The sequence below is a fragment of the Mesorhizobium loti CJ3sym genome (assembly GCF_000472785.1).
In the GTDB taxonomy this organism is placed as follows: Bacteria; Pseudomonadota; Alphaproteobacteria; order Rhizobiales; family Rhizobiaceae; genus Mesorhizobium; species Mesorhizobium loti_E.
In genome coordinates this window covers 122012-142715 of the sequence record NZ_AXAL01000010.1, presented here as the reverse complement: position 1 = coordinate 142715, position 20704 = coordinate 122012, and the positions used below count along the sequence as shown (strand labels likewise).

22 protein-coding genes and 1 pseudogene are annotated in these 20704 nt (G+C 62.3%); 15 read left to right on the top strand and 8 right to left on the bottom strand.

Features of this window, described 5'->3' with window-relative positions; all coding sequences use genetic code 11:
- Positions 1-9 precede the first annotated feature (9 nt).
- The 3 genes from A3A9_RS0115505 to A3A9_RS45735 form a co-directional block, all read right to left on the bottom strand.
- Positions 10-822: an ABC transporter permease gene (locus tag A3A9_RS0115505; RefSeq protein WP_245279043.1), complete on the bottom strand. Its 813-nt coding sequence runs from the start codon at positions 820-822 to the stop codon at positions 10-12.
- A gap of 134 nt (positions 823-956) precedes the next feature.
- Positions 957-1946, bottom strand: coding sequence for an ABC transporter substrate-binding protein (locus A3A9_RS0115500; protein ID WP_027059599.1), 990 nt, complete (start codon positions 1944-1946; stop codon positions 957-959).
- 406 nt (positions 1947-2352) lie between these two features.
- Positions 2353-2601 carry a hypothetical protein gene (locus A3A9_RS45735; RefSeq protein ID WP_027059598.1) on the bottom strand — a complete coding sequence of 83 codons (249 nt, stop codon included), beginning with the start codon at positions 2599-2601 and terminating at the stop codon, positions 2353-2355.
- Between A3A9_RS45735 and A3A9_RS46485 the strand changes: the two are divergent.
- Positions 2554-2652, top strand: a pseudogene (locus A3A9_RS46485) (hypothetical protein); the annotation flags it as partial. The gene A3A9_RS45735 and the pseudogene A3A9_RS46485 overlap by 48 nt on opposite strands.
- 75 nt (positions 2653-2727) lie before the next feature.
- Here A3A9_RS46485 and A3A9_RS41780 read toward each other — a convergent pair.
- The gene (locus A3A9_RS41780) at positions 2728-3201 is read right to left on the bottom strand and encodes a putative quinol monooxygenase (RefSeq protein WP_051370930.1); all 474 of its coding nucleotides are present in this window, start codon (positions 3199-3201) and stop codon (positions 2728-2730) included.
- 100 nt (positions 3202-3301) lie between these two features.
- The gene (locus tag A3A9_RS0115485; RefSeq protein WP_082222098.1) at positions 3302-4252 is read right to left on the bottom strand and encodes a LysR substrate-binding domain-containing protein; all 951 of its coding nucleotides are present in this window, start codon (positions 4250-4252) and stop codon (positions 3302-3304) included.
- A gap of 34 nt (positions 4253-4286) precedes the next feature.
- Between A3A9_RS0115485 and A3A9_RS38845 the strand changes: the two genes are divergently transcribed.
- Positions 4287-5537 carry a serine hydrolase domain-containing protein gene (locus A3A9_RS38845; RefSeq protein ID WP_063827776.1) on the top strand — a complete coding sequence of 417 codons (1251 nt, stop codon included), beginning with the start codon at positions 4287-4289 and terminating at the stop codon, positions 5535-5537.
- On the opposite strand, the gene A3A9_RS42600 is transcribed toward A3A9_RS38845, so the two are convergent.
- The gene (locus A3A9_RS42600; RefSeq protein ID WP_027059596.1) at positions 5462-6367 is read right to left on the bottom strand and encodes a LysR family transcriptional regulator; all 906 of its coding nucleotides are present in this window, start codon (positions 6365-6367) and stop codon (positions 5462-5464) included. The two genes, A3A9_RS38845 and A3A9_RS42600, sit on opposite strands and share 76 nt — an antisense overlap.
- Before the next feature lie 207 nt (positions 6368-6574).
- On the opposite strand from A3A9_RS42600, the gene A3A9_RS0115470 reads away from it, so the two are divergent.
- From A3A9_RS0115470 to A3A9_RS0115445, 6 genes are all read left to right on the top strand, one after another.
- Positions 6575-7144: a flavodoxin family protein gene (locus A3A9_RS0115470; RefSeq protein ID WP_027059595.1), complete on the top strand. Its 570-nt coding sequence runs from the start codon at positions 6575-6577 to the stop codon at positions 7142-7144.
- A gap of 31 nt (positions 7145-7175) precedes the next feature.
- Positions 7176-7466 (top strand): hypothetical protein, encoded by a 291-nt coding sequence (locus A3A9_RS0115465; protein WP_027059594.1) that lies wholly within the window; start codon positions 7176-7178, stop codon positions 7464-7466.
- Between the two features lie 104 nt (positions 7467-7570).
- Complete coding sequence (locus tag A3A9_RS0115460; protein ID WP_027059593.1) at positions 7571-8620, top strand: NAD(P)-dependent alcohol dehydrogenase; 1050 nt, start codon at positions 7571-7573, stop codon at positions 8618-8620.
- Between the two features lie 11 nt (positions 8621-8631).
- A complete protein-coding gene (locus A3A9_RS0115455) occupies positions 8632-9321 on the top strand; it encodes a type 1 glutamine amidotransferase domain-containing protein (RefSeq protein ID WP_027059592.1) in 690 nt (229 codons plus the stop codon).
- Between the two features lie 102 nt (positions 9322-9423).
- Positions 9424-10431 (top strand): amidohydrolase family protein, encoded by a 1008-nt coding sequence (locus A3A9_RS38840; RefSeq protein WP_033838572.1) that lies wholly within the window; start codon positions 9424-9426, stop codon positions 10429-10431.
- Positions 10432-10523: 92 nt separating this feature from the next.
- Positions 10524-11264: an SDR family oxidoreductase gene (locus tag A3A9_RS0115445; protein ID WP_027059591.1), complete on the top strand. Its 741-nt coding sequence runs from the start codon at positions 10524-10526 to the stop codon at positions 11262-11264.
- Positions 11265-11646: 382 nt separating this feature from the next.
- Here A3A9_RS0115445 and A3A9_RS0115435 read toward each other — a convergent pair whose 3' ends face one another.
- Positions 11647-12504 carry a GNAT family N-acetyltransferase gene (locus A3A9_RS0115435; protein ID WP_202596379.1) on the bottom strand — a complete coding sequence of 286 codons (858 nt, stop codon included), beginning with the start codon at positions 12502-12504 and terminating at the stop codon, positions 11647-11649.
- Here A3A9_RS0115435 and A3A9_RS45200 point away from each other — a divergent pair.
- The 7 genes from A3A9_RS45200 to A3A9_RS0115405 all read left to right on the top strand — a co-directional run bounded on the left by A3A9_RS45200 (position 12488) and on the right by A3A9_RS0115405 (position 19370).
- Positions 12488-12781 (top strand): hypothetical protein, encoded by a 294-nt coding sequence (locus A3A9_RS45200; RefSeq protein ID WP_202596378.1) that lies wholly within the window; start codon positions 12488-12490, stop codon positions 12779-12781. The genes A3A9_RS0115435 and A3A9_RS45200 overlap by 17 nt on opposite strands.
- 8 nt (positions 12782-12789) lie before the next feature.
- Positions 12790-13914, top strand: coding sequence for an acetylornithine deacetylase (argE, locus tag A3A9_RS0115430; protein ID WP_027059589.1), 1125 nt, complete (start codon positions 12790-12792; stop codon positions 13912-13914).
- A gap of 12 nt (positions 13915-13926) precedes the next feature.
- Entirely contained in the window at positions 13927-14850 is a 924-nt protein-coding gene (locus A3A9_RS0115425) for a 2-hydroxyacid dehydrogenase (RefSeq protein ID WP_027059588.1), read from the top strand.
- A 23-nt stretch (positions 14851-14873) separates the two neighbouring features.
- The gene (locus tag A3A9_RS0115420; protein WP_027059587.1) at positions 14874-15227 is read left to right on the top strand and encodes a cupin domain-containing protein; all 354 of its coding nucleotides are present in this window, start codon (positions 14874-14876) and stop codon (positions 15225-15227) included.
- Positions 15228-15374: 147 nt separating this feature from the next.
- A complete protein-coding gene (locus A3A9_RS0115415; protein WP_027059586.1) occupies positions 15375-16838 on the top strand; it encodes an aldehyde dehydrogenase family protein in 1464 nt (487 codons plus the stop codon).
- 10 nt (positions 16839-16848) lie between these two features.
- A complete protein-coding gene (locus A3A9_RS0115410; RefSeq protein WP_027059585.1) occupies positions 16849-17892 on the top strand; it encodes a tartrate dehydrogenase in 1044 nt (347 codons plus the stop codon).
- A gap of 17 nt (positions 17893-17909) precedes the next feature.
- Positions 17910-19370 (top strand): NAD-dependent succinate-semialdehyde dehydrogenase, encoded by a 1461-nt coding sequence (locus tag A3A9_RS0115405; RefSeq protein WP_027059584.1) that lies wholly within the window; start codon positions 17910-17912, stop codon positions 19368-19370.
- Between the two features lie 58 nt (positions 19371-19428).
- Here A3A9_RS0115405 and A3A9_RS0115400 read toward each other — a convergent pair whose 3' ends face one another.
- Complete coding sequence (locus tag A3A9_RS0115400) at positions 19429-20703, bottom strand: NAD(P)/FAD-dependent oxidoreductase (RefSeq protein WP_027059583.1); 1275 nt, start codon at positions 20701-20703, stop codon at positions 19429-19431.
- Between the last annotated feature and the right edge of the window lies 1 nt (position 20704).

The window sequence follows — 20704 nt, the reverse complement described above, 5'->3', positions numbered from 1 at the left end:
GCGAATTCCTCAATTGGCCCAGGGAGCGACGAGGCGGCGGATGCCCCGGAACAATTGGTCGGTGCAAAGACCAAGGATGCCGATCATGGCGATGGCCATGAAGATCACGTCGACCTGGAAGCCACGCATGGCCTTGAGCGAGATATAGCCAAGTCCGCTGCGGGCGGCGACGAGTTCGGCCACGACGAGATAGGTCCAGGCCCAACCCATGGTGACGCGCAGCACATCCAGCACGTTCGGAAGCGTGGCCGGGAAGACGATGTGGAAGACCGTGTCGCCTCGTTTCGTACCAAGCGTATAGGCTGCGTTGACCAGGTCGCGTTGGACGCCGCGGGCGCTGTCGGCGATCATGACGAGCTGCTGGAAGAAGACGCCGAAGACGATGACGGCAACGCGCTGCTCGATGCCGATGCCGATCCACAGGATGAAAAGCGGCACGAAGGAGGTTACCGGCAGATAGCGGATGAAATTGACCAACGGTTCGAGCACCGCCTGGACGATGCGGTAGGTGCCCATCGTCAATCCAAGCGGCACCGCAACGATGCTCGAAATGACGAAGCCGATCAACACCACCTGGACGCTGGCGAAAACATGCTCCCACAGCGACCCGTCGGCGGCCATCCTGATGGTGGTGGTCAACACGGATTCGGGGCGAGGCAGGAACATTTCCTTGACCGCTCCGGAATAGGTCAACGCGAACCAGCCGCCGATGACGGCGATCCAGACCATGAAGCCCAGCGTGATGGAGAGAGAGCGCGGCACAGCCCTAAACGGTGTGGCGATGACTTTCAGGACGGATCGACCGGCCTGACCTTCTTCCACTCTCGCGGTTACGCCATTACTGACCCGAGAGCTCGTGTTCGGTGCTAATGTCACGGGATACCCTTTTGGGCCGCTTGGACCGGAGGCGCGAAGGTCCGCCTCCGGTTCAGCCAATTCAACTTTGCAAGGTCAAGTTACTTCCCGAGGAAGGACGTATCGATGAGGTCGTCGTACTTGATGTCCATCTTGAGCTTGCCGAAGCCGCCCCAGATATCGCCGCCCAGCTTGATCAGCTTGCCGGCTTCACCAGTCTCGCCACCGGCGAAGAATTCGGCGTTGCGCTGCTTGCCATAGAAGTTCACGCCCGCAGCCGAGGAGGCGAAATCCTTCGGTTCCTTCAGCCAACCGCCGACGCCCTTGGCCATCACCTCATACGCCTTCTCAGGATTCTCCTTGATGAACTCATTGGCCTTGTAGAGGCCCTTCACCAGCGCCTCGACATCCTTGGGGTTCTTCGTGATGTAGTCGCAGTTGAGCGCCACCACGTCGACGATCAAGCCGGGCGTCTTCGAGGAGTCGATCAGCACCTGTCCCTTGTTTTCCTTCTTGGCCAGCGTCAGATGCGGTTCCCAGGTGACGGCAACAGGAATGCGATCGGCCATGAAGGCGGCGGCGGCATCGTCCGCCGTCATGTTGGTGATCTTCACATCGGCCTGGGTGAGACCGGCCTGCTTGAGCAGGATATTGAACCAGAACTGCGACACTGAGCCTTCGTTCAGCGCAACGTCCATGCCCTTGAGCTCGGCGACGCTCTTGATCCCACTGGGCGCGAGAACGCCATCGCCGCCATGGCTGTCATCCAGCGCATAGACCGACTTGAAGCAGACATCCTTCGAACGATACTTCATGATCTCGTCGATGGTCGAGGCGCTGCCGTCGAGCTCGCCGGCGGCAACAGCTGCCATGTACAGCGAGGCTTCCTCGATGATTTCGAGCGAGACATCGAGCCCACCTTCCTTGAAGTAGCCCATGTCACGGGCAAGGAAGAGAGGCCCGTATCCGACCCAGGTCGTCATGCCCAGTTTCAAGCTGCCAGCTTCGGCGTGGAGGCTCACCGATATGGCACTGAGCGCAATCCCGGCCACAAGCGCGGCCCGGCGAAACTTTGAGATTATTGTCGTCATCACGTTCCCCTGTTTTTTGAGGTCGGCGTTGTCCGCGCTCAACCAAATTCCGCTCCGACGCATCGCCGAAGCCTGTCGCCTGTTGTTTTTTCTTTTCTCAGCCGACGATGGAGCAAAGCACGCTGGGTGCGCTGCACAAATTATGATTTTCAGTAGTTCGGCTTAGGCTGGACCTAACCAGACCGGCGCTGCATCCGCGCCATCCGCAAACGTTGGCGCGAGAAGGAGTCGACAATCCCCAATGGACCGCGCGAAGGCAAGACGGACGGAAAGCGCAAGCGCGGCAATTTCTGACTGACAGTAAGAACTGAATGTCTCCCTGGCCCGATTGTCACCTTGAGGGGGCAACCGCAAATTAACGGCGACCTACTGCTACTGACCGAATTAAGGAACCGTCGTGAAACCCTCAAGCCAGCGCACAACGACGCAAGGCGCCGCACAATTTTCCCGCCGAGAGATTCTCGCCGCAGCGTCGATTGGCGGTTTTGCGACCGCTGTAGCGGGGCCGGCCTTCGGTGCTCCTGGTAGGCTGCCAGCCGCCTCGTCGCGATGGAGCCGTACGGATGCACTGGACCGCGTCATCGATGACGCGGTCCAGGATCGGCGTATCGTTGGTGTCGAAATTGTCGCCGCCCAAAATGGCGAGATCGTGCATCAGCGCGCTGCCGGTCGTGCCGATCGCGAGGCTGGGAGGACGATCCGGGAGGACGACATGTTCCGGCTGGCATCGATGACCAAGGCCATCGTCTGCGTTGCCGCGCTGGCTGGCGCAATCGACCAGCTAGTCCGCCAGCCGCCGCTCCATGTCGTGGCCGTTCAAATCTTTTGCACCAAGCACGACAGGAGTTGCTTGGATGAGCTTGAGCGACTTGACCATCTTCGCCGTCGCGGCCTTGTACTTCTTGAAATGGGCGGATTCCAAATGCGACCGGTACGCATCTGTATCTCGATAGATCTCGAAAACTCTCACGTGGGAGGGATTTTCTCTTTCAGCCACGGCATACAACACAAGGACTCCCGCCTCCTCGCTGACAGCCGTCGCAATCTGCTCCTCGACCGCAGCTTTATAGTCCTCTAACTGGACGGGATCGATTTCGAGCTCCGCTATCTGCACATAGAGATTTTGCATTTCCCCACGGGACAGGGGTGGGGCGCCTCGTGTGCCCTTTGTCATTCCATTCCTTCCTTGTGTGGCGGCGCCGACCGCCAGCGTCGCAAAGTCGGGCACGCCTCTGCGCGTGATCATCGCGATCATAAGGCTTACGGCCCTAGGCCTCAACGCGCTTCGGCAACTCGGAGACCAGAGCATCGATTGCCAGTCGTGACCGCATCGGCGGCTTGTGCAATGAATGGACTTAACCGCAAAACCATTCGATGAATGCTCGAAGTTTTTGCGGCTGATTGCGTGTGGGATAGTACAGCTTGAACTGGACAGTATCCGGCTCGAATCCTGTCAAAAGCTCAACCAGTTCACCTGCCTCGATGGCGGGTATTTCCGTCTCTCTGTAGAGTTGGGCGAGACCTAGGCCCGAGCGTACGGCAAAGTCGAAATGGTGATTGTCGTCGAACACCAGTCGCGGCGGCGGATCGAGGCGAAAAACTTGATCGTTGACGTTGAAGGTCAACGGCTCCAGTCGCTGGCGCCCTGGAAACCTGTAACGGATAACCTCGTGGCTTGCCAGATCATTAGGATGCTCAGGGGTGCCGGCGGCTTCCAGGTAGGTGCGCGAAGCAAGCACTGAGCGGCGAAGGGGTGGACCGATGGATCGAGCGATCATATCCATCTCCAGCGTATCTTGAAAACGGATGCCGGCGTCGAAGCCACCAGCTACGATATCGGACAATCGATCGTCGGTGGCGAGTTCAACCGTAATGTCCGGGTAGTGCCGCACGAAGGCGGCCAGTCGCGGCAAGATGCAGACCTGAGCCGCCAGCCGCGACAGGTTGATCCGCAAATTTCCTGCCGGCCGCTTCCCAACCGTCCGAACCCGATCGAGCGCGTCCGCGATGTCACTGAACGCTCGGTCCGTGTTTTCAAGCAGGAGGCGGCCCGCCTCGGTCAGCCGGACACTACGGCTTGTGCGCTCGAAAAGCCGGACTCCGACCAGGGACTCGATCTGGCGAATCTTCTGCGACACAGCAGACGGCGTTATCCCTAACGGGCCGGAGGCTGCGGTGAAGCCGTTGGTCGTGGCAACCATCCGGAAGATCGGCAGCAGCGAGAAAAGATCGAGCCCCATCGTTAAGCCCTGCTTCAAGGCTCTTGAAGCATGCCCTAACTCAACTTCACGATCAAGCGGGAGCATCTAGGGAGCATCTTTCAAACTTGGAGTTAAAAATATGACCGAAGATTTGGCCCTGAAGGCACGGCCGGACAGCCTGACAAACGCGATCGATGTTGCGCTCGAGGACGCGCTAGCAGAGGGCCGCATCGCTGGTAGCGTCGTGCTCGTCGCCCAAGATGGCGAGATCGTTTACGAGCGGGCAGCGGGCCACGCTGACCGTGAGACAGGCAGGCAGATGCAGATCGAGACGCCCTTCCGCTTCGCTTCCGTGACGAAAGCCTTCACAACCATGGCCGCGTTGAAGTTGATAGAGGCCGGACGTTTGTCGCCCGAAGACAGGGTGACAAAATATCTGCCGGGATTCACGCCTCGTCTCGCCGATGGCTCGATCGCTGACATCAGAATCGGTCAGTTGATGGCGCATACGGCCGGATTGGACTACCGCAACCAGCAACCCGGCGATGGACCCTATGCCCGTGCCGGGGTGTCGGACGGTCTTGATGAGAGCCGGGGCTCACTTGAAGCAAATCTAGCCCGTATCGCTAGCGTGCCGTTGGATCGCATTCCAGGCGAGGGCTGGCGCTACTCCATTGCGACGGACGTTCTGGGCGGCGTGATTGAGGCAGTCACCGGCACGACCCTTGACGGCGCTATCGGCGCCCTGGTCACTGAGCCGCTACAATTGGGTGCAGCGTTTCATTGGCCGCAAGAGGACATTGCCGTCCCCTACCACGATGGCTCACCGGCGCCCGTGCGGATGACCATCGGTGTCGAGGTGCCGCAGCGCTACGTTGAAGGCCCCGGCGTTCGCTTCGATCCGGAGCGCATTCGGGATGCGACCGCCTGGCCCTCGGGCGGAGCGGGCATGGCTGGCCGCGCGCGCGACGTGCTGACCTTGCTTGAGGCTTACCGCACCGGCGCTTTCCTCAGCGAGGATATGCGAGAAGCGGCGAGGATGCCCAGAGTCGGCGCGGAGGCTCAGGCGATGGGTCCGGGGTGGGGGTTTTCCTGGCTAGGCGCCGCCCTGATCGACCCCGCATCCACCGGTAGCAACTGGAGCAAAGGATCGGTTTCCTGGGGCGGAACCTATGGCAATTGGTGGGGTATCGATTTCGCCAGGAAGAGAAGCGTCATCTCGATGACGAACACCGCCTACGAGGGAATGTCGGGCAGGTTCGCGCAGAGCATCGCGGCGGCGACCGCGATGCCGCTCCTGACCGACCTACGGCATCAGCCAGCCACACGTTTCGGCAACTCGGAGACCAGAGCATCGATTGCCAGTCGTGACCGCAGCGGCAAATATTGAGTGGCCGGCCAGACAGCGTAGCACTCCATCGAGGCGCTTGGACGATTGGCCCACAATGCAACGAGAGAGCCGGCAAGCAACTCATCGCGGATGAGCCAGTGGGGAACCCAGGCCAGACCCATACCGTCGACGGCGGCGTTGGCGATGGCCTCGAGGTCATCGAACCGAAGCCGCGACGCAACCGAGACGTCGATGAGCTTGCCGCGGGCGTCTGGGAGTTGCCAGGCTTGTCCATGATCGGCGCGCCAATAGAGCAACGTGTCATGGGCTGCCAGATCCGCAATTTCATCGGGAGCACCCTTGGCGGCCAGATAGGCGGGAGCGGCACAAAGCACTTTGCGTTGGCTGGTGATGCGCCGTGCTTGCAATCCAGCGCCGTTGCCCAAAACACCATTGCGAACCGCGAGATCCACCCCATCGGCGATCAGATCGACCTGCCTGTCGCTAAAGCTCAGATCGAGTTCGAGCTGAGGGTGCTCGCGGGCGAAAGCGAGAAGAACAGGCGCTACGCAATAGCGGCCAAACAGCACCGGCATGGAAACGCGCAGCCTTCCCGCGACGTCGCGTCTTCCCGATTCGAGAAGGGACTCACCAGCCAGCAGTTCCTCCATCGCACGCAGGCACCGCTCGTAATATTGCTGGCCGTCCTCCGTCAGATTTTGCGTGCGGGTCGTCCGGTGAAAAAGGCGAACACCGAGCCGTTCTTCCAGCCGTGCGATGGATTTTCCCACGGCAGAACGAGTGAGTGCAAGCCGTTCGGCAGCCTTGGCAAACCCACCAGCTTCGACCACCTCAACGAATACCGGCACGCCGTCAAATCGATTACGCATATAGCGACTGGCCCCAGGAAGGGTTCGAACATTGTAGAATGGTGGGAACCAAAAACGGGAAGAACCGTCGCCACCGCTAACGCTCATTCTACGCTAAGAACAAAAAAATGCCAACGATTTTGGCCGGTCGCGGTCGGGTGGTCACCCACCGCATTGGCGCCACAGCGTCCTTCTGCAGTGCGCGCTTGCTAAGTTAAGGAGATCAAATTGTTGATTTCAATCGTCTACGACAGTGGTTTCGGCCATACAGCGCGCGTCGCCGAGGCTCTCGCCGCAGGGGTACGAGAAGTCGAAACGGCTGAGGCGAAACTCTTTCCGGTGGCGAACGGGCCGCTGGACTGGAAAACGCTCGAGCAGAGCGATGCCATTGTCTTCGGATCACCGACGTACAACGGCCTTATCAGCGCCAAGCTCAAGCAGTTCTTCGAGGATTCGACCAAGCTTGCGTGGACCGGGCAAAAGTGGCGCAACAAGATCGCCGCCGGTTTTACCAACTCCGGCGCGCAGCATGGCGACAAACTGAACTCGCTCATATCGATGGCATTGTTCGCCGCGCAGCACGGAATGATCTGGGTCGGCCTCGACATGATGCCCGGCAACAGCAGCAGCAGTGGCAGCACCAAAGACCTCAACCGTCTCGGAAGCTGGCTGGGCGTCATGACTCAGTCGAATACGGATGAGGCGCCGGATGTTGCTCCCGGCAACAGCGATCTGGAGACGGCTGCCTATATGGGGCGGCGTGTTGCCCAGACCGTGCGCCGGCTTCAGCCCGCTTGATCCGCTTTTTTCTCAACCCAGGAGCCCTAACATGAAACTGCTTTGCCTCGACGTCCCCCAGCCCGGCGCCACCATGGAGCGGTATCAACCGCATATGGCGGATGAAGTCCGCCACACCTGGCAGGCCTACAAGAGCGGTATCGTGCGCGACATCTATTTCCGCCAGGACCGTCCGGGCGTGGCCATCATCGCCGAATGCGACTCGATCGAAGCCGCCAAGGAGGCTCTGCGCGAGTTCCCGCTGGCCAAGGCCGGGCTCATTGACTGGGATGTTATCCCGCTTGGCCCTTTCCTCAATTGGGAAACGCTGTTCGCATCCTGAGACTTCGCGAAATCACGGAGCACTTCGTGCCCGCCGCGTTCGGCGGGCACAGCAGGTTTCGTCAACCGCTTCAACAGCACCTGGATCGATAAGGAATACGGACAATGAATGTGCTGGGCTATTCCGCACCATCGGCCACCGGGGCTCTTGAGCCTTTTGCCTTCGAGCGGCGCGTGGCGCGGCCCGACGATGTCGTGATCGACATCCTCTATTGCGGGGTCTGCCATACGGACTTGCACATGGCCCGCAATCACTTTGGCTTCACGACCTATCCCATTGTTCCCGGCCACGAGATCATCGGAAGAGTTCGACAGGTCGGCGAGAAAGTCAGCCGCTTCAAGGCGGGTGACATGGTCGGCGTCGGCTGCATGGTCGACTCATGCCAGCATTGCCAACCCTGCCTCAAGGGATGGGAGCAGGACTGCGCCGAAGGCGCGACCTTTACCTATGCCAGCATCGACAGGCACGATGGCAGCCCGACCTATGGCGGCTATTCCGACATGATCGTGGTGTCGGAGAAGTTTGTTCTCGCTCTGCCCGATGGACTCGATCCGGCCGGGGCCGCGCCGCTCCTATGCGCCGGCATCACCACCTGGTCGCCGCTCCACCGCTGGAATGTCCATGAAGGCAGCAAGGTTGCCGTGATCGGTCTTGGCGGCCTCGGCCACATGGCGCTGAAGCTCGCCAAGGCGCTCGGCGCCGACGTCACCCTGTTCACCCGGTCGACCGGCAAGGATGAAGACGCCTTCCGACTCGGCGCCAATCATGTGGTGCTGTCGAGCGATCAAGTGCAGATGGCGACCGTCGCCGGCCGCTTCGACGTGATCATCGACACAGTCCCCTACGACCACGACGTCAACCCGTACATGCCGACGCTTGCGCTGGAAGGCGTGCTTGTCCTGATTGGCTATATGGGACCACTTGGCACGCCTGTGAACGCCGGCGGCGTTGTGCGCGGCCGCAGGGCAATCTCGGGATCGTTCATCGGCGGCATCGCCGAGACCCAGCAGATGCTCGATTTCTGCGGTGAGCACGGCATCGTCTCGGATGTCGAGATCATTCCGGTCCAACAAATCAATGAAGCCTATGAGCGCATGTTGAAGAGCGACGTGAAGTATCGCTTCGTTATCGACATGGCCTCACTCAAATCATGAGGACCAGAACAATGCCAGACAACATCAAGCCTATTCTTTGCGTCGTTACCAGCCATCCGATCCGCGGCGACAGCGGCGAGCCGACAGGCTTCGCCATGGTTGAGCTCACGCATCCGCTTGCGGTGTTCCGCGAGGCCGGCATCCCGGCCGAGATCGCCTCGATCCGCGGCGGACATCCGCCGATCGACTTCTTCGACCTCAAGGACCCGGTCAACGACCGCTTCTGGCACGACCGGGAATTCCGTGACGCGCTCGCCCACTCGCTGATCCTCGGCGAGCTCGACCCGTCAGGCTATTCAGCGGTTTTCTTCGCCGGCGGCCACGGCACGATGTGGGACTTTGCCGACGACGTGGCTGTCCAGCGCGTCATCCGCGCGATCTACGAAGCAGGCGGCATCGTGTCCGCGGTCTGCCATGGCCCGGCAGCCCTGGTGAACGCAACGCTCTCGGACGGCAGCTATCTCGTCGCTGGCAAGAAGGTCGCCGCCTTTACCGACGAGGAGGAGGCGGAAGTCAAGTACACGAAAGTCGTGCCTTATCTGCTCGCGACCACTCTCAAGCAGCGGGGTGCGCTGCACCAGCCGGCGCCGAACTGGACGGAGAAGGTTGTGGTCGACGGCCGCCTGATCACCGGCCAGAACCCGGCGTCCGCGCACGGCGTCGGCCAAGCCGTCGTCGATCAGCTCACCGCAAAGTCCTGAGCACCACTATCCGGGCCATTTGGCCGCAAGGCGGCTCTGGCTCGGCAGGGCGGCCCGCTGTCAAGCCAGCGAGAATGGCCGCAAGTGTTAGAAGGAGCAGAAATGAAGATCATCGCGATCGAAGAGCATGTACTCCCCGAGGAGGTGCAACATGCGTGGAACACCATTCCCGGCGCCGATGACGGAACACTCGGCCTCAATCCCGGGATCCTCGGCAGTCGCCTCGCTGATCTTGGCGAGCAGCGCCTGGCGCTGATGGACGAAACCGGTGTCGACGTGCAGGTCCTCTCCCTGACGACGCCCGGCCTCAATAACCTTGGGGATCACGCCGTCGATCTGGCCCGCCGGGTCAACGATCTCTTGGCTGAAACCGTGGCCTCGAAGCCATCACGCTTCCAGGCACTGGCAGTGCTTCCATCGGCGAGCCCTGACACAGCCGCGCAGGAACTCGAGCGCTGTGTCATGGAGCTCGGCTGCAAGGGCGCCATTCTCTACGGCCGCGTCGGTGAGAAAAATCTGGACCATGCGATCTTCGAACCGACATTCGCATGTGCGGCGAGGCTGGGCGTCCCGCTGCTGATCCATCCTCAGATTCCGCAGACTAGCGTTCGCGACGTCTATTATGCGGGGTTCAGCGCACCGATTGACCTTGCCCTGTCGACCTTTGGTCTTGGATGGCACTACGAGGCCGGCATCCAGTTCGTCCGCGTCGTCATGGCCGGGGTATTCGACCGCCATCCCAACCTTCAGATGGTTCTTGGCCACTGGGGCGAAATGGTGATCTTCTATCTTGAGCGGCTTGCAATGCTCGATCGGGTGTCGGGGTTGCAGCGGCCCTTTGTCGACTATGTCCGCAGCAATCTCTATCTGACCGCCAGCGGCATGTTCAGTTCGGCCTATCTGCAGCAGGCGATCACCGCCGTCGGCCCCGACCGCATTCTGTTTTCTACGGACTATCCCTACCAGTATCGCCCAGGAGGCGACGCACGGAGATTCGTGGAAGACCTGACGCTCGACAGCGCCGACAAGGCGAAGCTTGCCCATGAAAACTGGGAGCGTTTGACTAAAAATCCCGGCGCGGAACCTGGCGCGATCCTGTCTGGCGCGTAGCCTGACCGGTTTGCCGGTCATAGAGGTGTGCACATCGAAAAGCCTAAGGCTTGGTCGGCGCACCTTTCGATTCATCAGAAGGACGCACGATCTTGAAGCTCACAGAAAACACAATCCTCATCACAGGCGGCGCGACCGGCATCGGTTTTGCGCTTGCACGACGCCTTTCAGAAAAAGGCAACCAGGTCATCATCTGCGGCAGGAACGAAGCCCTTCTTGATAAGGCGCAAGAAGAAGTGCCCGTGCTAATCACCCGTATCTGCGATGTCGCCGATACCAAAAGTCGCCGGTCGATGGTCGATTGGCTGAAAGCGAACCATCCGACCCTCAATATCGTCATCAACAATGCAGGCGTTCAGCATCGGCGCGACTTCAACCATGATCCGGAGATCGACACTCTCGATCAGGAAGTGGCGATCAACCTCACGGCGCCGATCCATCTGATCGCCGAGCTGCTGTCGACCCTCAGGCAGCACGAGCACGCATGCATCATCAACGTCAGCTCGGGACTGGCCTTCTCGCCGATGGCGGACGTCCCCGTTTATTGCGCCACCAAGGCCGCCATCCACTCCTTTACGCTGAGCCTGCGCCATCAGTTGAAATCGACGACAATCCGCGTGGTGGAGATGGCGCCACCGATTGTCGATACCGGTCTCGGTGGCAATACGCGCAGTGCGGGGACAGCCAACCGCATGATGGTCAGCCCGGACGAATTCGCCACCGAAGCGCTTGCGCAACTCGAAACGGACAAGGACGAGGTGCTTGTCGGTATCTCCGCCCAAACGCGCCGCTTGGGCGAAGCTTTGTTCGAGCGGATGAACAGCAGCTCCTGAGCCACCATGGGATTGCCGCGCGGTGCTTGACAATCCCCTCGTGCGTCGCGCGCCTCAAAGGTTCTATTAGACATGTCTGCGGGCCGGACAGCGGAACGAATGGTGGGCCTGGACGTGCGCTGAAAAAAGGAGGCCCGACAACCGATCCTATCGCCGCTTCCCTTGCTCCCACTTGATTGTTTTTGACCCAGTTAGGTTATTGATCTAGCTGGGTTTTTCTTGTTTTCCGCAAACGGAATTGATGTATTGGACCTAGGTGTCGCCAGGTTGGCGGCTTAGCGCTGCGCGCCCAGGACCGTCGCCTTCGCGATATCCAGTGCCGCCTGAAAATCAAACTTGTCGAAAGTGTGGACAGCCGCGACGGCCCGCGTCCTGGAATGCACTATCCGAGAGTTTGACTGGCGAGTGCATAGGTCATCAGTGCAACTGCGGCGCTGGCGGCAAAATCGGTGAGGCGTTTGCCCATCGACATGGTGAGCACCGTGTCGAAAACAGGCATTCCGCTGTGCGACAGAAAGGCAGCGAACTCGCCATGGTCCATGTGGGTGTCGATCCGCAGGAAAGACCCTGAATGGTGCATCACGTGTGGCTGGACAACCGCTACCGCCTCTGCGTCACTTTCCGCCACGACCGGCCCCACGACATGGCCCCGCCCGAACGGCCGACAGAGCGCGAACGCGTTCAGCGTGCCACCCTTGAAAAGACCATAGCCGGCCGAGTGCGCGAAAAGCTTTTCGATGAGCGCATCCCGCCTCACGCCAAACCCTGCCGCATCGAGCGCAATCACGGCGGGAATATCATTTGTGTCCAAAGCCCGGACATCGCCTCGAACATTTGCCGGCCTATCCTTCGTCTGAATGCGGGCGATGCCTTGGCATTGGTAAACGGTCTTCTCCGGCTGGAAGTCGAGCGAGAGATAGAGCCGCCTTGCCGCACGGGTTGCATTGAGGCGCAAGTCATGTCCGACCAGCTTGTCGAAGACCCGCTTCATCAGCCATTGCCCCGCCCCCAGCGTCTGCAACCGCGGCGAGGTGATAACCATGCCCACGGTCGCGAAGTCGGCGCCATGCGCGAACCACATGGCCGAACCGAGAACCCGGCCGATCTCATCGAGCGCCACGAGGCCCTGTCCCGATTGGCGCAGGAATTGCCAGTCTTCGGCGCGATGCGGCCATCCCACGGAGAGCGAGAGTGCGTGCAAGCGGTCCAGTTCGACGCCTTCGATGTCGCCGATCCGCATTGATAAGGTATCGATTTTCAAACTTCCTGACGGCTTCAATTCTGTGCCCCTGCAAGATTTCCGCACCAGAGGGCCACGCATTGATGGCCACCCTCTGCCCGCCAACGCTAAACGAGCAGACCGATACGATTTGCTCGAAAGCCGCGCAGCAACGCAAGATTCAACTGAAACATTTCAGCTTTCGGCACGCAATCGCGAAAGAACACACGCATCCTCTTTGGAAATCTGGCAGCATATGGTCGACGGCACCGATTCCGGCGAACCCGAAACGCTTTGAGGGCTGGAATGGACGTCTTCGACATCCTCGACCGTCTCGTCGCCTTTCCATCGGTCGCCGGCAAGCCGAACGGTGACATCGCCGGCTGGATCGAGACCTATCTCGCTGAACACAGCACGCAGGTCACCGTGCTTCCCGGGCCGGAAGGCGATCGTTCCAATCTTTTCGCGACGATCGGCCCCGCCAATGTCCCGGGCTACATCCTGTCAGGCCACATGGACGTCGTCCCCGCCAGTGAGCCGCAATGGAGTTCGAGCCCTTTTGCGCTGCGCCGGGAGGGCGAGCGGCTCTACGGACGCGGCACCACGGACATGAAGGGGTTTCTTGCCGCGGCGCTCGCGGCCGTGCCTGCGCTGGCGGGACTGCGCCTTGCCAGGCCAATCCACCTCGCCTTCTCCTACGACGAGGAGGTGGGGTGCCGCGGCGTGCCGCATCTGATCGCCCGCCTTCCCGAGCTTTGCGCGAAGCCGCTCGGCGTCATCGTCGGCGAGCCGAGCGGCCTGCGCGCCGTGCGCGGCCACAAGGGCAAGGCGGCCGCCCGCGTGATCATCAACGGGCGCTCCGGCCATTCCTCGCGGCCCGATCTCGGCCTCAACGCCATCCACGCCATGGCCGGTGCGCTGAGCGCGGCTGTGACAGAGGCCGAACGGCTGACGCACGGTCCGTTCGACCCTGCCTTCGAGCCGCCCTACTCCTCGCTGCAAGCGGGCGTCGTGGCGGGCGGACATCAGGTCAACATCATCCCCGGCACCTGCACGCTGGACCTGGAGGCACGCGCCGTACCCGGCGTCGACCCGGCCAGCCTGCTCGCGCCGGTAAAGGCGCGGGCAGAGGCCCTTGCGTCCGATGGCTTTCGCATCGAGTGGACACCGATGAGCGCCTATCCGGCGATGTCGCTGCCACCAGATGCGCCACTTGCGGGACTGCTTCACGCCTTGACCGGCGAGGTGCCGCTTGCCGCCGTCAGCTACGGTACGGAGGCCGGGCTTTATCAGGCCGCCGGGCTCGATGCGATCATCTGTGGGCCCGGCGACATCGACCGCGCCCACAAGTCGGATGAGTACATTCTCACCAGCGAACTCGCCGCCTGCCAGCGATTGATCGAGGCGCTGGGCGCCCACTGCGCGGCTTGAAGGGGAACCGGAATGACATTCCTGTTCAATTCCGATGCGCGGCGCGGGGCGATCTTCGCCGATGCCTTCGCCAAGGAACTGCCTGATGTCCCTTTCACGATGGATGCCGCAACGGTCGATCCCGACGCCGTGCGCTATCTCATTACCTGGACAGAGCCAGAAGACCTCGCCCGCTACAGCAACCTGGAGATCCTGTTTTCCATTGGCGCCGGCGTGGACCAGTTCCGCCTCGACACCGCGCCGGAACAGGTGAAGATCGTGCGTACGGTCGAGGAAGGCATCGTGCGCATGATGCAGGAGTATGTGACGCTTGCCGTGCTCGCCCTGCATCGCAACCTGCCGGGATATCTGGCGCAGCAGCGCGCCGGCGAATGGCGCGACATCCCCCAGTTGCAGGCTGGGTCGCGCCGGCTCGGCGTGCTCGGCCTCGGGCATCTTGGGCAAGCCGTCCTCGACCGGCTGAAGCCCTTCAGCTTTCCACTTGCTGGATGGAGCCGCTCGCCGCGGCGGATCGAGGGGGTGACCTGTCATCATGGCGAGCGTGGGCTGGAGGAGATGCTCGCGGCCAGCGACATTTTGATCTGCCTGCTGCCGCTGACCGAGGAGACGCGCGGTTTCCTCGATGCCGATCTGTTTGCCAAGCTGCCCAAGGGCGCGGCGCTCGTCCATACCGGCCGGGGGCCGCAGCTCGATCAAGAAGCCCTTGTCGCCGCGCTCGATAGCGGCCACCTTTCAGCGGCGATGATCGACGTCACAGATCCCGAACCGCTGCCCGCAGACCATCCGTTCTGGTCGCATCAAAAGGTCATTTTGACCCCGCATGTCGCCAGCGTCACCCAACCCGCGACTGCTGCGCGGACCGTCATCGAAAACATCCGACGCCACCGCGCCGGGCTCGACCCGATCGGGCTCGTCGACCGCTCGCGCGGCTATTGAAGTCCAACATGAAAGGCCATCCCTTGTCCCTGCTCAAGACCGTCGATACCAACCCTGGCTTTCCGCCGCGCGAATCCGCGGCGCTGCCCGAACGGCTGATTGCCGGCAACCCCGCCTTCAAGACCTGGGCGCAGGATGTCGCCAAGGACGACCTCGTGCATACCGGCGTCTGGGAGGCGACGCCCGGCGAAACGCGCTCGATCAAGGGCGAGACTTTCGAGTTCTGCCACATCCTCTCGGGCGTGATCGAAATCACGCCCGACGGCGGCGAGGCGGTGACCTACCGCGCCGGCGACAGCTTCGTGATGAAGCCAGGCTTCACCGGCGTTTGGAAGACCATCGAAACGGTGCGCAAGATCTACGTAACCGTAGGGTAACAGGAGCGCGGAGGCGCCGGTCTCCGCAACAGATTTTGCCGTCTGTCATCGCCGGTACACAACAATCATCCGCGACCGATCGCCGAACGGTGCATGCTGCGCTGCTGCCCGCGCTAGGCTCCAGCAGAATAGTCCAGAGTGGGTGCCATGGGCCTGAGCTTCGACCCGGATGCCGTATCCCTTCCCGTCGGCCATTTCATTGGCGGCGAGCTGATCGCTGCCGAGGGTGCGATCGAGATGCATCGACCATCGGATGGCAGAGCATATGCCGCCTGCCCGGTGGCCGGCGTCGATATGGTCTGCCGTACCGTGGAGAGCGCCAAGGCCGCGCTGAAGTCCAGCAACTGGGGTGGCGTTCGGCCACGCGAACGGACGAAGGCGCTCCAGGCCTGGGCCGACCTGATCGAAGCGGAAGCCGAAACGTTGGCCAGGATCGAGGCACTGTCCTCCACCCGGCCTGTCGGCCAGCTCATTGCCGGCGACATCGCGATAACCGCCGAGCAGATCCGCTTCTTTGCCGAATTCGCCGACAAGGAAGGCAGCGAGCTCGTACCGACCGACGACGCCACTCTCGGCATGATCATGAGCGAGCCCTATGGCGTGGTCGGCGCGATCACGCCCTGGAATTTTCCCATCTCGATGGCTGGATGGAAGCTTGGTCCGGCACTGGCTGCGGGCAATGCGGTCGTGCTGAAGCCGTCGGAAATGACGCCTTTCTCGGCAGTCTATATGGCGCAACTCGCCGTTAAAGCGGGTCTGCCGGCAGGCCTCATAAACGTGGTGCTGGGCGACGGTCCGACGACTGGCACGGCGCTGACCGGCCATCTCGATATCGCCAAGGTCAGCTTCACCGGATCGACCCGCGCCGGCTCGGCGATCATGGAGAACGTCGCCCGCACCGGCGTCAAGCCGATGACGCTTGAACTCGGCGGCAAGAGCCCGCAGATCGTCTTTGCCGATGCCGATCTGGACAAGGCGGCGACGGCCATCGCCGGCAGCGTCACCTTCAATGCTGGCCAGGCCTGCGTGGCCGGCACGCGCCTGATCGTCGAGAAGAGCGTAGCCGATAGGCTGACGGCCGCCATCCTGGAGAAGATGAAGGCGGTTTTGCCCGGCCCGACCTGGGACGAGGCGACGCAGTATTCGCCCATCATCTCGGAACGGCAGCGGGCGCGCATCGACAGCATCGTGCGAGCCGCGGTCGAGGCCGGCGGCGAATGCCTGGCCGGTGGCAATTTCATGGACAGCCCCGGCTATTTCTACGAGCCGACGCTGATCGCCAATGTCGATCAGGCCAATCCTGCAATCATCGAGGAAATCTTCGGCCCGGTCCTGACCGTTCAGACCTTCGAGACCGAGGAAGAGGCGCTGGCGCTGTCGTCCCATCCGACCTACGGGCTGGCTTCCGGCCTGTTCACATCAGACCTGTCCCGCACCATCCGCTTCGCGCGCAAGCTCGAAGCGGGCACCGTCTGGGTCAATCGCTACAGCCGCTCGCGCGACCATATCCTGCCGACCGGCGGCTACAAGCGCTCCGGCATCGGCAAGGACCTCGGCCGCGAGGCTTATCTCGCCAACCGCAGGACCAAGAGCGTCCTGATCAGCCTGTGAAGAGATGCCGATGAAATCCTACTCGATCGCCCTGATCCCCGGTGACGGCATCGGCCGCGATGTCACCGCCGCCGCCTGGACTGTGCTGGAAACGGCGGCCGGACACGCCGGCTTTGCCCTGACGGTCGCGGAGTTCCCCTGGTCCTGTAAATTCTACAAGGATACCGGCCGCATGATGCCGCAGGATGGTATCGAGACCTTGCGCGGCTTCGACGCCATCCTTCTCGGCGCGGTCGGCTGGCCGGCGGAGGTGCCGGATTCCGTCTCGCTCCATGGTCTCCTGCTGCCGATCCGCAAGGCGTTCGTGCAATACGCCAACATCCGGCCGCACCGTCTGCTGCCGGGCGTCACGGGGCCGCTGCGGGCCGAGAGCTTCGACATATTGTGCATCCGCGAGAACACCGAGGGCGAATATTCGGGCGCCGGCGGACGCGTGCATCAAGGCACGCTGGACGAGGTCGCCGTGGAGACCTCGATCTTCACCCGCGCCGGCGTCGAGCGCATACTGCGCTTCGGCTTCGAGCAGGCGCGGTCGCGTCGGGGGAAGCTCGCCTCCGTCACCAAATCCAACGCCCAGAAATACTCGATGGTGTTCTGGGACGAGATCACGCGAAAGCTGGCCGCGGATTATCCTGACGTCGAAGTCACCAGCTATCACGTCGATGCGCTCGCCGCGCGCATGATCATGGCGCCCGAGAGCCTCGACGTGGTCGTCGCCTCCAACCTGTTCGGCGACATCCTCACCGACATCGGCGCGGCGATCCAGGGCGGGCTCGGCTACGCCGCCTCCGCCAACATCAATCCCGGCCGCTCGGCACCCTCCATGTTCGAGCCAGTGCACGGCTCGGCGCCCGACATCGCCCATCTCGGCATCGCCAACCCGATCGCCGCCATCTGGTCCGGCGCGATGATGCTCGAACATCTCGGCGAAACGGCCGCCGCCGGCCGGGTCATGCAAGCGGTCGAAGCGACAACCGTGCGCGGCATCGGAACAACTCCCGGCAAGGACAGCACGAAAGCCATCACGGCCGCCATCGTCGCGGCACTCACCTGATTGCAAGGTCGTATCCGATGAAAAACCTGAAAAACGAAAGTCTCTTCCGCGAAGCTGGCCTGATTGGCGGCGAATGGGTCGCGGCCGGCTCCGGCAGGACGGTCGATGTCATCGATCCGGCAACCCAGGCGGCGATCGGCACGGTCCCTGACATGACCGGCCCGGAGACCCGCGCCGCCATAGAGGCCGCGGCTTCCGCCTATGCCGACTGGAAGAAGAAGACCAACGCCGAGCGCGCTTGCCTCCTGGAAGCCTGGCATGGCCTGATGCTGGCACATCTGGACGATCTGGCGCTGATCCTGACGACGGAACAGGGCAAGCCGCTGGACGAGGCCAAGGGCGAAATCCGCTACGGTGCTTCCTTCGTCAAATGGTTCGCGGAGGAGGCACGCCGCATCAACGGCCACACCATCCCCTCGCCCACATCAGACCGACGGATCATCGTGCTGAAGGAGCCGGTAGGCGTTTGCGGCATCATCACGCCGTGGAACTTTCCCAATGCGATGATCACCCGCAAGGTCGCGCCGGCATTGGCCGCCGGCTGCACGGTGGTGATCAAACCATCCGAATTCACGCCCTATTCGGCGCTGGCGCTCGGCGTGCTTGCCGATCGCGCCGGCATCCCCGCCGGCGTCATCAACATCGTCACCGGCATGCCCACGGAGATCGGCAACGAGATCATGGCGAACGAGACCGTTCGCAAGATCTCCTTCACTGGCTCGACGCGCGTCGGCTCGCTGCTGATGCGCGGGGCGGCCGACAGCGTGAAGCGGCTCAGCCTCGAACTCGGCGGCAATGCACCCTTCATCGTCTTCGACGACGCCGATCTCGACCTCGCCATCGAGGGCGCGCTGGTCTCCAAGTTCCGCAACGGCGGCCAGACCTGCGTCTGCGCCAACCGCATCCTCGTCCAGGCCGGTGTCTATGAAACCTTCGCCGCGAAGCTCTCCGCGCGCGTCAACGCCATGACGGTGGGGCCGGGCACTCAGCCCGGCGTCGCCATCGGACCGATGATCAACATGGCGGCGGTCGAGAAGATCAACCGCCATGTCGAGGACGCACTCGCCAAAGGTGCGGCGATCATCACCGAGAAGCCTGCATTGCCCAACGGCCCTCAATATGTGGCGCCGCTGGTGCTGACCGGCGCCACCAAAGAGATGCAGCTCGCCGGCGAGGAAACGTTCGGCCCGGTCGCGCCGCTTTTCCGGTTCGAGACGGAAGAGGAAGCGATCGCGTTGGCCAATGCCACGCCCTACGGGCTTGCTTCCTACTTCTACACCGAAAACCTGAAACGCGCCTGGCGCGTCGGCGAGGCGCTGGAGTTCGGCATGGTGGGTCTCAACACCGGCTCGGTCTCGATCGAGGTCGCCCCCTTCGGCGGCGTCAAGCTGTCCGGCCTCGGGCGAGAGGGCGCGCAAGCCGGCATCGAGGAATATCTCGAGATGAAAACGTTCCACATGGGAATAGGCAGTAGGTAATAAGCAGTAGGGAATTGGGAGACACCGCCCTACTGCCTACTGCCTACTGCCTACTGCCCTATCTCACCCGGTCGAGCGCCTTGTAGTAGAGGCCGACCATCGGCAGGAACCAGGGTTTGCCGGAATAACCGGGAATGGACGGCCACTCGAGCCCCTTCATCGGATTGCGATCCTCGCGGCCGAGCATGGCGTCGGCCAGGATCATGCCGAGATGGGTGGAAAGCTGGGCGCCGTGGCCGGAATAGCCCATCGCGTACCAGACCCCGTCATGGTAGCCGGCTCGCGGGAACCGGTCCTTGGTCATGTCGACCAGCCCGCCCCAGCAATAGTCGATCTCGACATTGGCGAGTTGCGGGAAGATCGCCGCGAGGCTTGCCCGCAATATCTGTCCGCTCCTGGCGTCGGAGCGCTGGTCCGATGTCGCCGCGAAGCGTGCGCGGCCGCCGAAGATCAGGCGCCTGTCGGGCGAAAGCCGGAAGTAATTGCCGATGTTCATCGAGGTCACGCATGTCCGGTTGCCGGGCATGGTGGCGGCGATCTCGGCGTCGCTCAACGGCCGCGTGGCGATGATGAAGCTGCCAACGGAGATGATCCGGCGGCGGAAGTAGCCGAAATTGGGCGTGGTGTAGGCGCCGGTCGCCACCAGCACATTGTCGGCGCTGATCTGGCCTCGGGAAGTGGTGAGCTCATGCCGCTTGCCGGGCTGCTTGCGGTCGGTCACCGCAGCGTTCTCGTGGATCACGGCGCCGTGGCGAGCGGCTGAAGTGGCGAGACCCGCCACATAGCGGCCCATATGCATCATCGCGCTCTTCTTCGACAGCATCGCGCCGTGGAAGGGTGAACCGATCTCGGACTTGAGATCCGCCGCCGACAGCAGCGCCGTATCCCGATCCACCTCGGCATGCAGGGCTTCGAAGTTGCGGGCGATCGCTTCGAAATGCTGCGGCTTGGAGGCGAGCTTCAGCTTGCCGGCGCGGCGGAAGTTGCAGTCGATGCCTTCCTCGGCGACCAGCGCCTCGATGGTGTCGACGGAGTCGTCGAGCGCCCGGTAGAGCGCGATTGCTCGCTCCTTGCCGAGCTCCGTCTTGGCGGAGAGGTAGCCGTGGGCGAGGCCGTTGTTCAGGTGCCCGCCATTGCGGCCGGATGCGCCCCAGCCCACACGCTCCGCCTCCAGCACGGCCACCTTGGCACCGGCCTTTGCCAGCTGGCGCGCGGCGGCGAGACCCGTGAAGCCACCGCCGATGACGGCGGCATCGTAGTGCCCCTCGAGCGGGCCCTGCGCCCCGCCGGAAAAGACAGGGGCCGTGTCGTGCCAGTAGGAGACGAACTTCATT

Coding starts and splice junctions, on each gene's coding strand:
- A3A9_RS0115465 (WP_027059594.1), top strand. CDS start 7,176: ATGAAACTGCTTTGCCTCGACGTCCCCCAGCCCGGCGCCACCATGGAG.
- A3A9_RS0115400 (WP_027059583.1), bottom strand. CDS start 20,703: ATGAAGTTCGTCTCCTACTGGCACGACACGGCCCCTGTCTTTTCCGGC.
- A3A9_RS38840 (WP_033838572.1), top strand. CDS start 9,424: ATGAAGATCATCGCGATCGAAGAGCATGTACTCCCCGAGGAGGTGCAA.
- A3A9_RS0115415 (WP_027059586.1), top strand. CDS start 15,375: ATGGGCCTGAGCTTCGACCCGGATGCCGTATCCCTTCCCGTCGGCCAT.
- argE (WP_027059589.1), top strand. CDS start 12,790: ATGGACGTCTTCGACATCCTCGACCGTCTCGTCGCCTTTCCATCGGTC.
- A3A9_RS0115435 (WP_202596379.1), bottom strand. CDS start 12,504: ATGCGGATCGGCGACATCGAAGGCGTCGAACTGGACCGCTTGCACGCA.
- A3A9_RS38845 (WP_063827776.1), top strand. CDS start 4,287: ATGACCGAAGATTTGGCCCTGAAGGCACGGCCGGACAGCCTGACAAAC.
- A3A9_RS41780 (WP_051370930.1), bottom strand. CDS start 3,201: ATGATCGCGATGATCACGCGCAGAGGCGTGCCCGACTTTGCGACGCTG.
- A3A9_RS0115485 (WP_082222098.1), bottom strand. CDS start 4,252: ATGCTCCCGCTTGATCGTGAAGTTGAGTTAGGGCATGCTTCAAGAGCC.
- A3A9_RS45735 (WP_027059598.1), bottom strand. CDS start 2,601: ATGCACGATCTCGCCATTTTGGGCGGCGACAATTTCGACACCAACGAT.
- A3A9_RS0115460 (WP_027059593.1), top strand. CDS start 7,571: ATGAATGTGCTGGGCTATTCCGCACCATCGGCCACCGGGGCTCTTGAG.
- A3A9_RS0115500 (WP_027059599.1), bottom strand. CDS start 1,946: ATGACGACAATAATCTCAAAGTTTCGCCGGGCCGCGCTTGTGGCCGGG.
- A3A9_RS0115410 (WP_027059585.1), top strand. CDS start 16,849: ATGAAATCCTACTCGATCGCCCTGATCCCCGGTGACGGCATCGGCCGC.
- A3A9_RS0115405 (WP_027059584.1), top strand. CDS start 17,910: ATGAAAAACCTGAAAAACGAAAGTCTCTTCCGCGAAGCTGGCCTGATT.
- A3A9_RS0115425 (WP_027059588.1), top strand. CDS start 13,927: ATGACATTCCTGTTCAATTCCGATGCGCGGCGCGGGGCGATCTTCGCC.
- A3A9_RS42600 (WP_027059596.1), bottom strand. CDS start 6,367: ATGCGTAATCGATTTGACGGCGTGCCGGTATTCGTTGAGGTGGTCGAA.
- A3A9_RS45200 (WP_202596378.1), top strand. CDS start 12,488: ATGTCGCCGATCCGCATTGATAAGGTATCGATTTTCAAACTTCCTGAC.
- A3A9_RS0115455 (WP_027059592.1), top strand. CDS start 8,632: ATGCCAGACAACATCAAGCCTATTCTTTGCGTCGTTACCAGCCATCCG.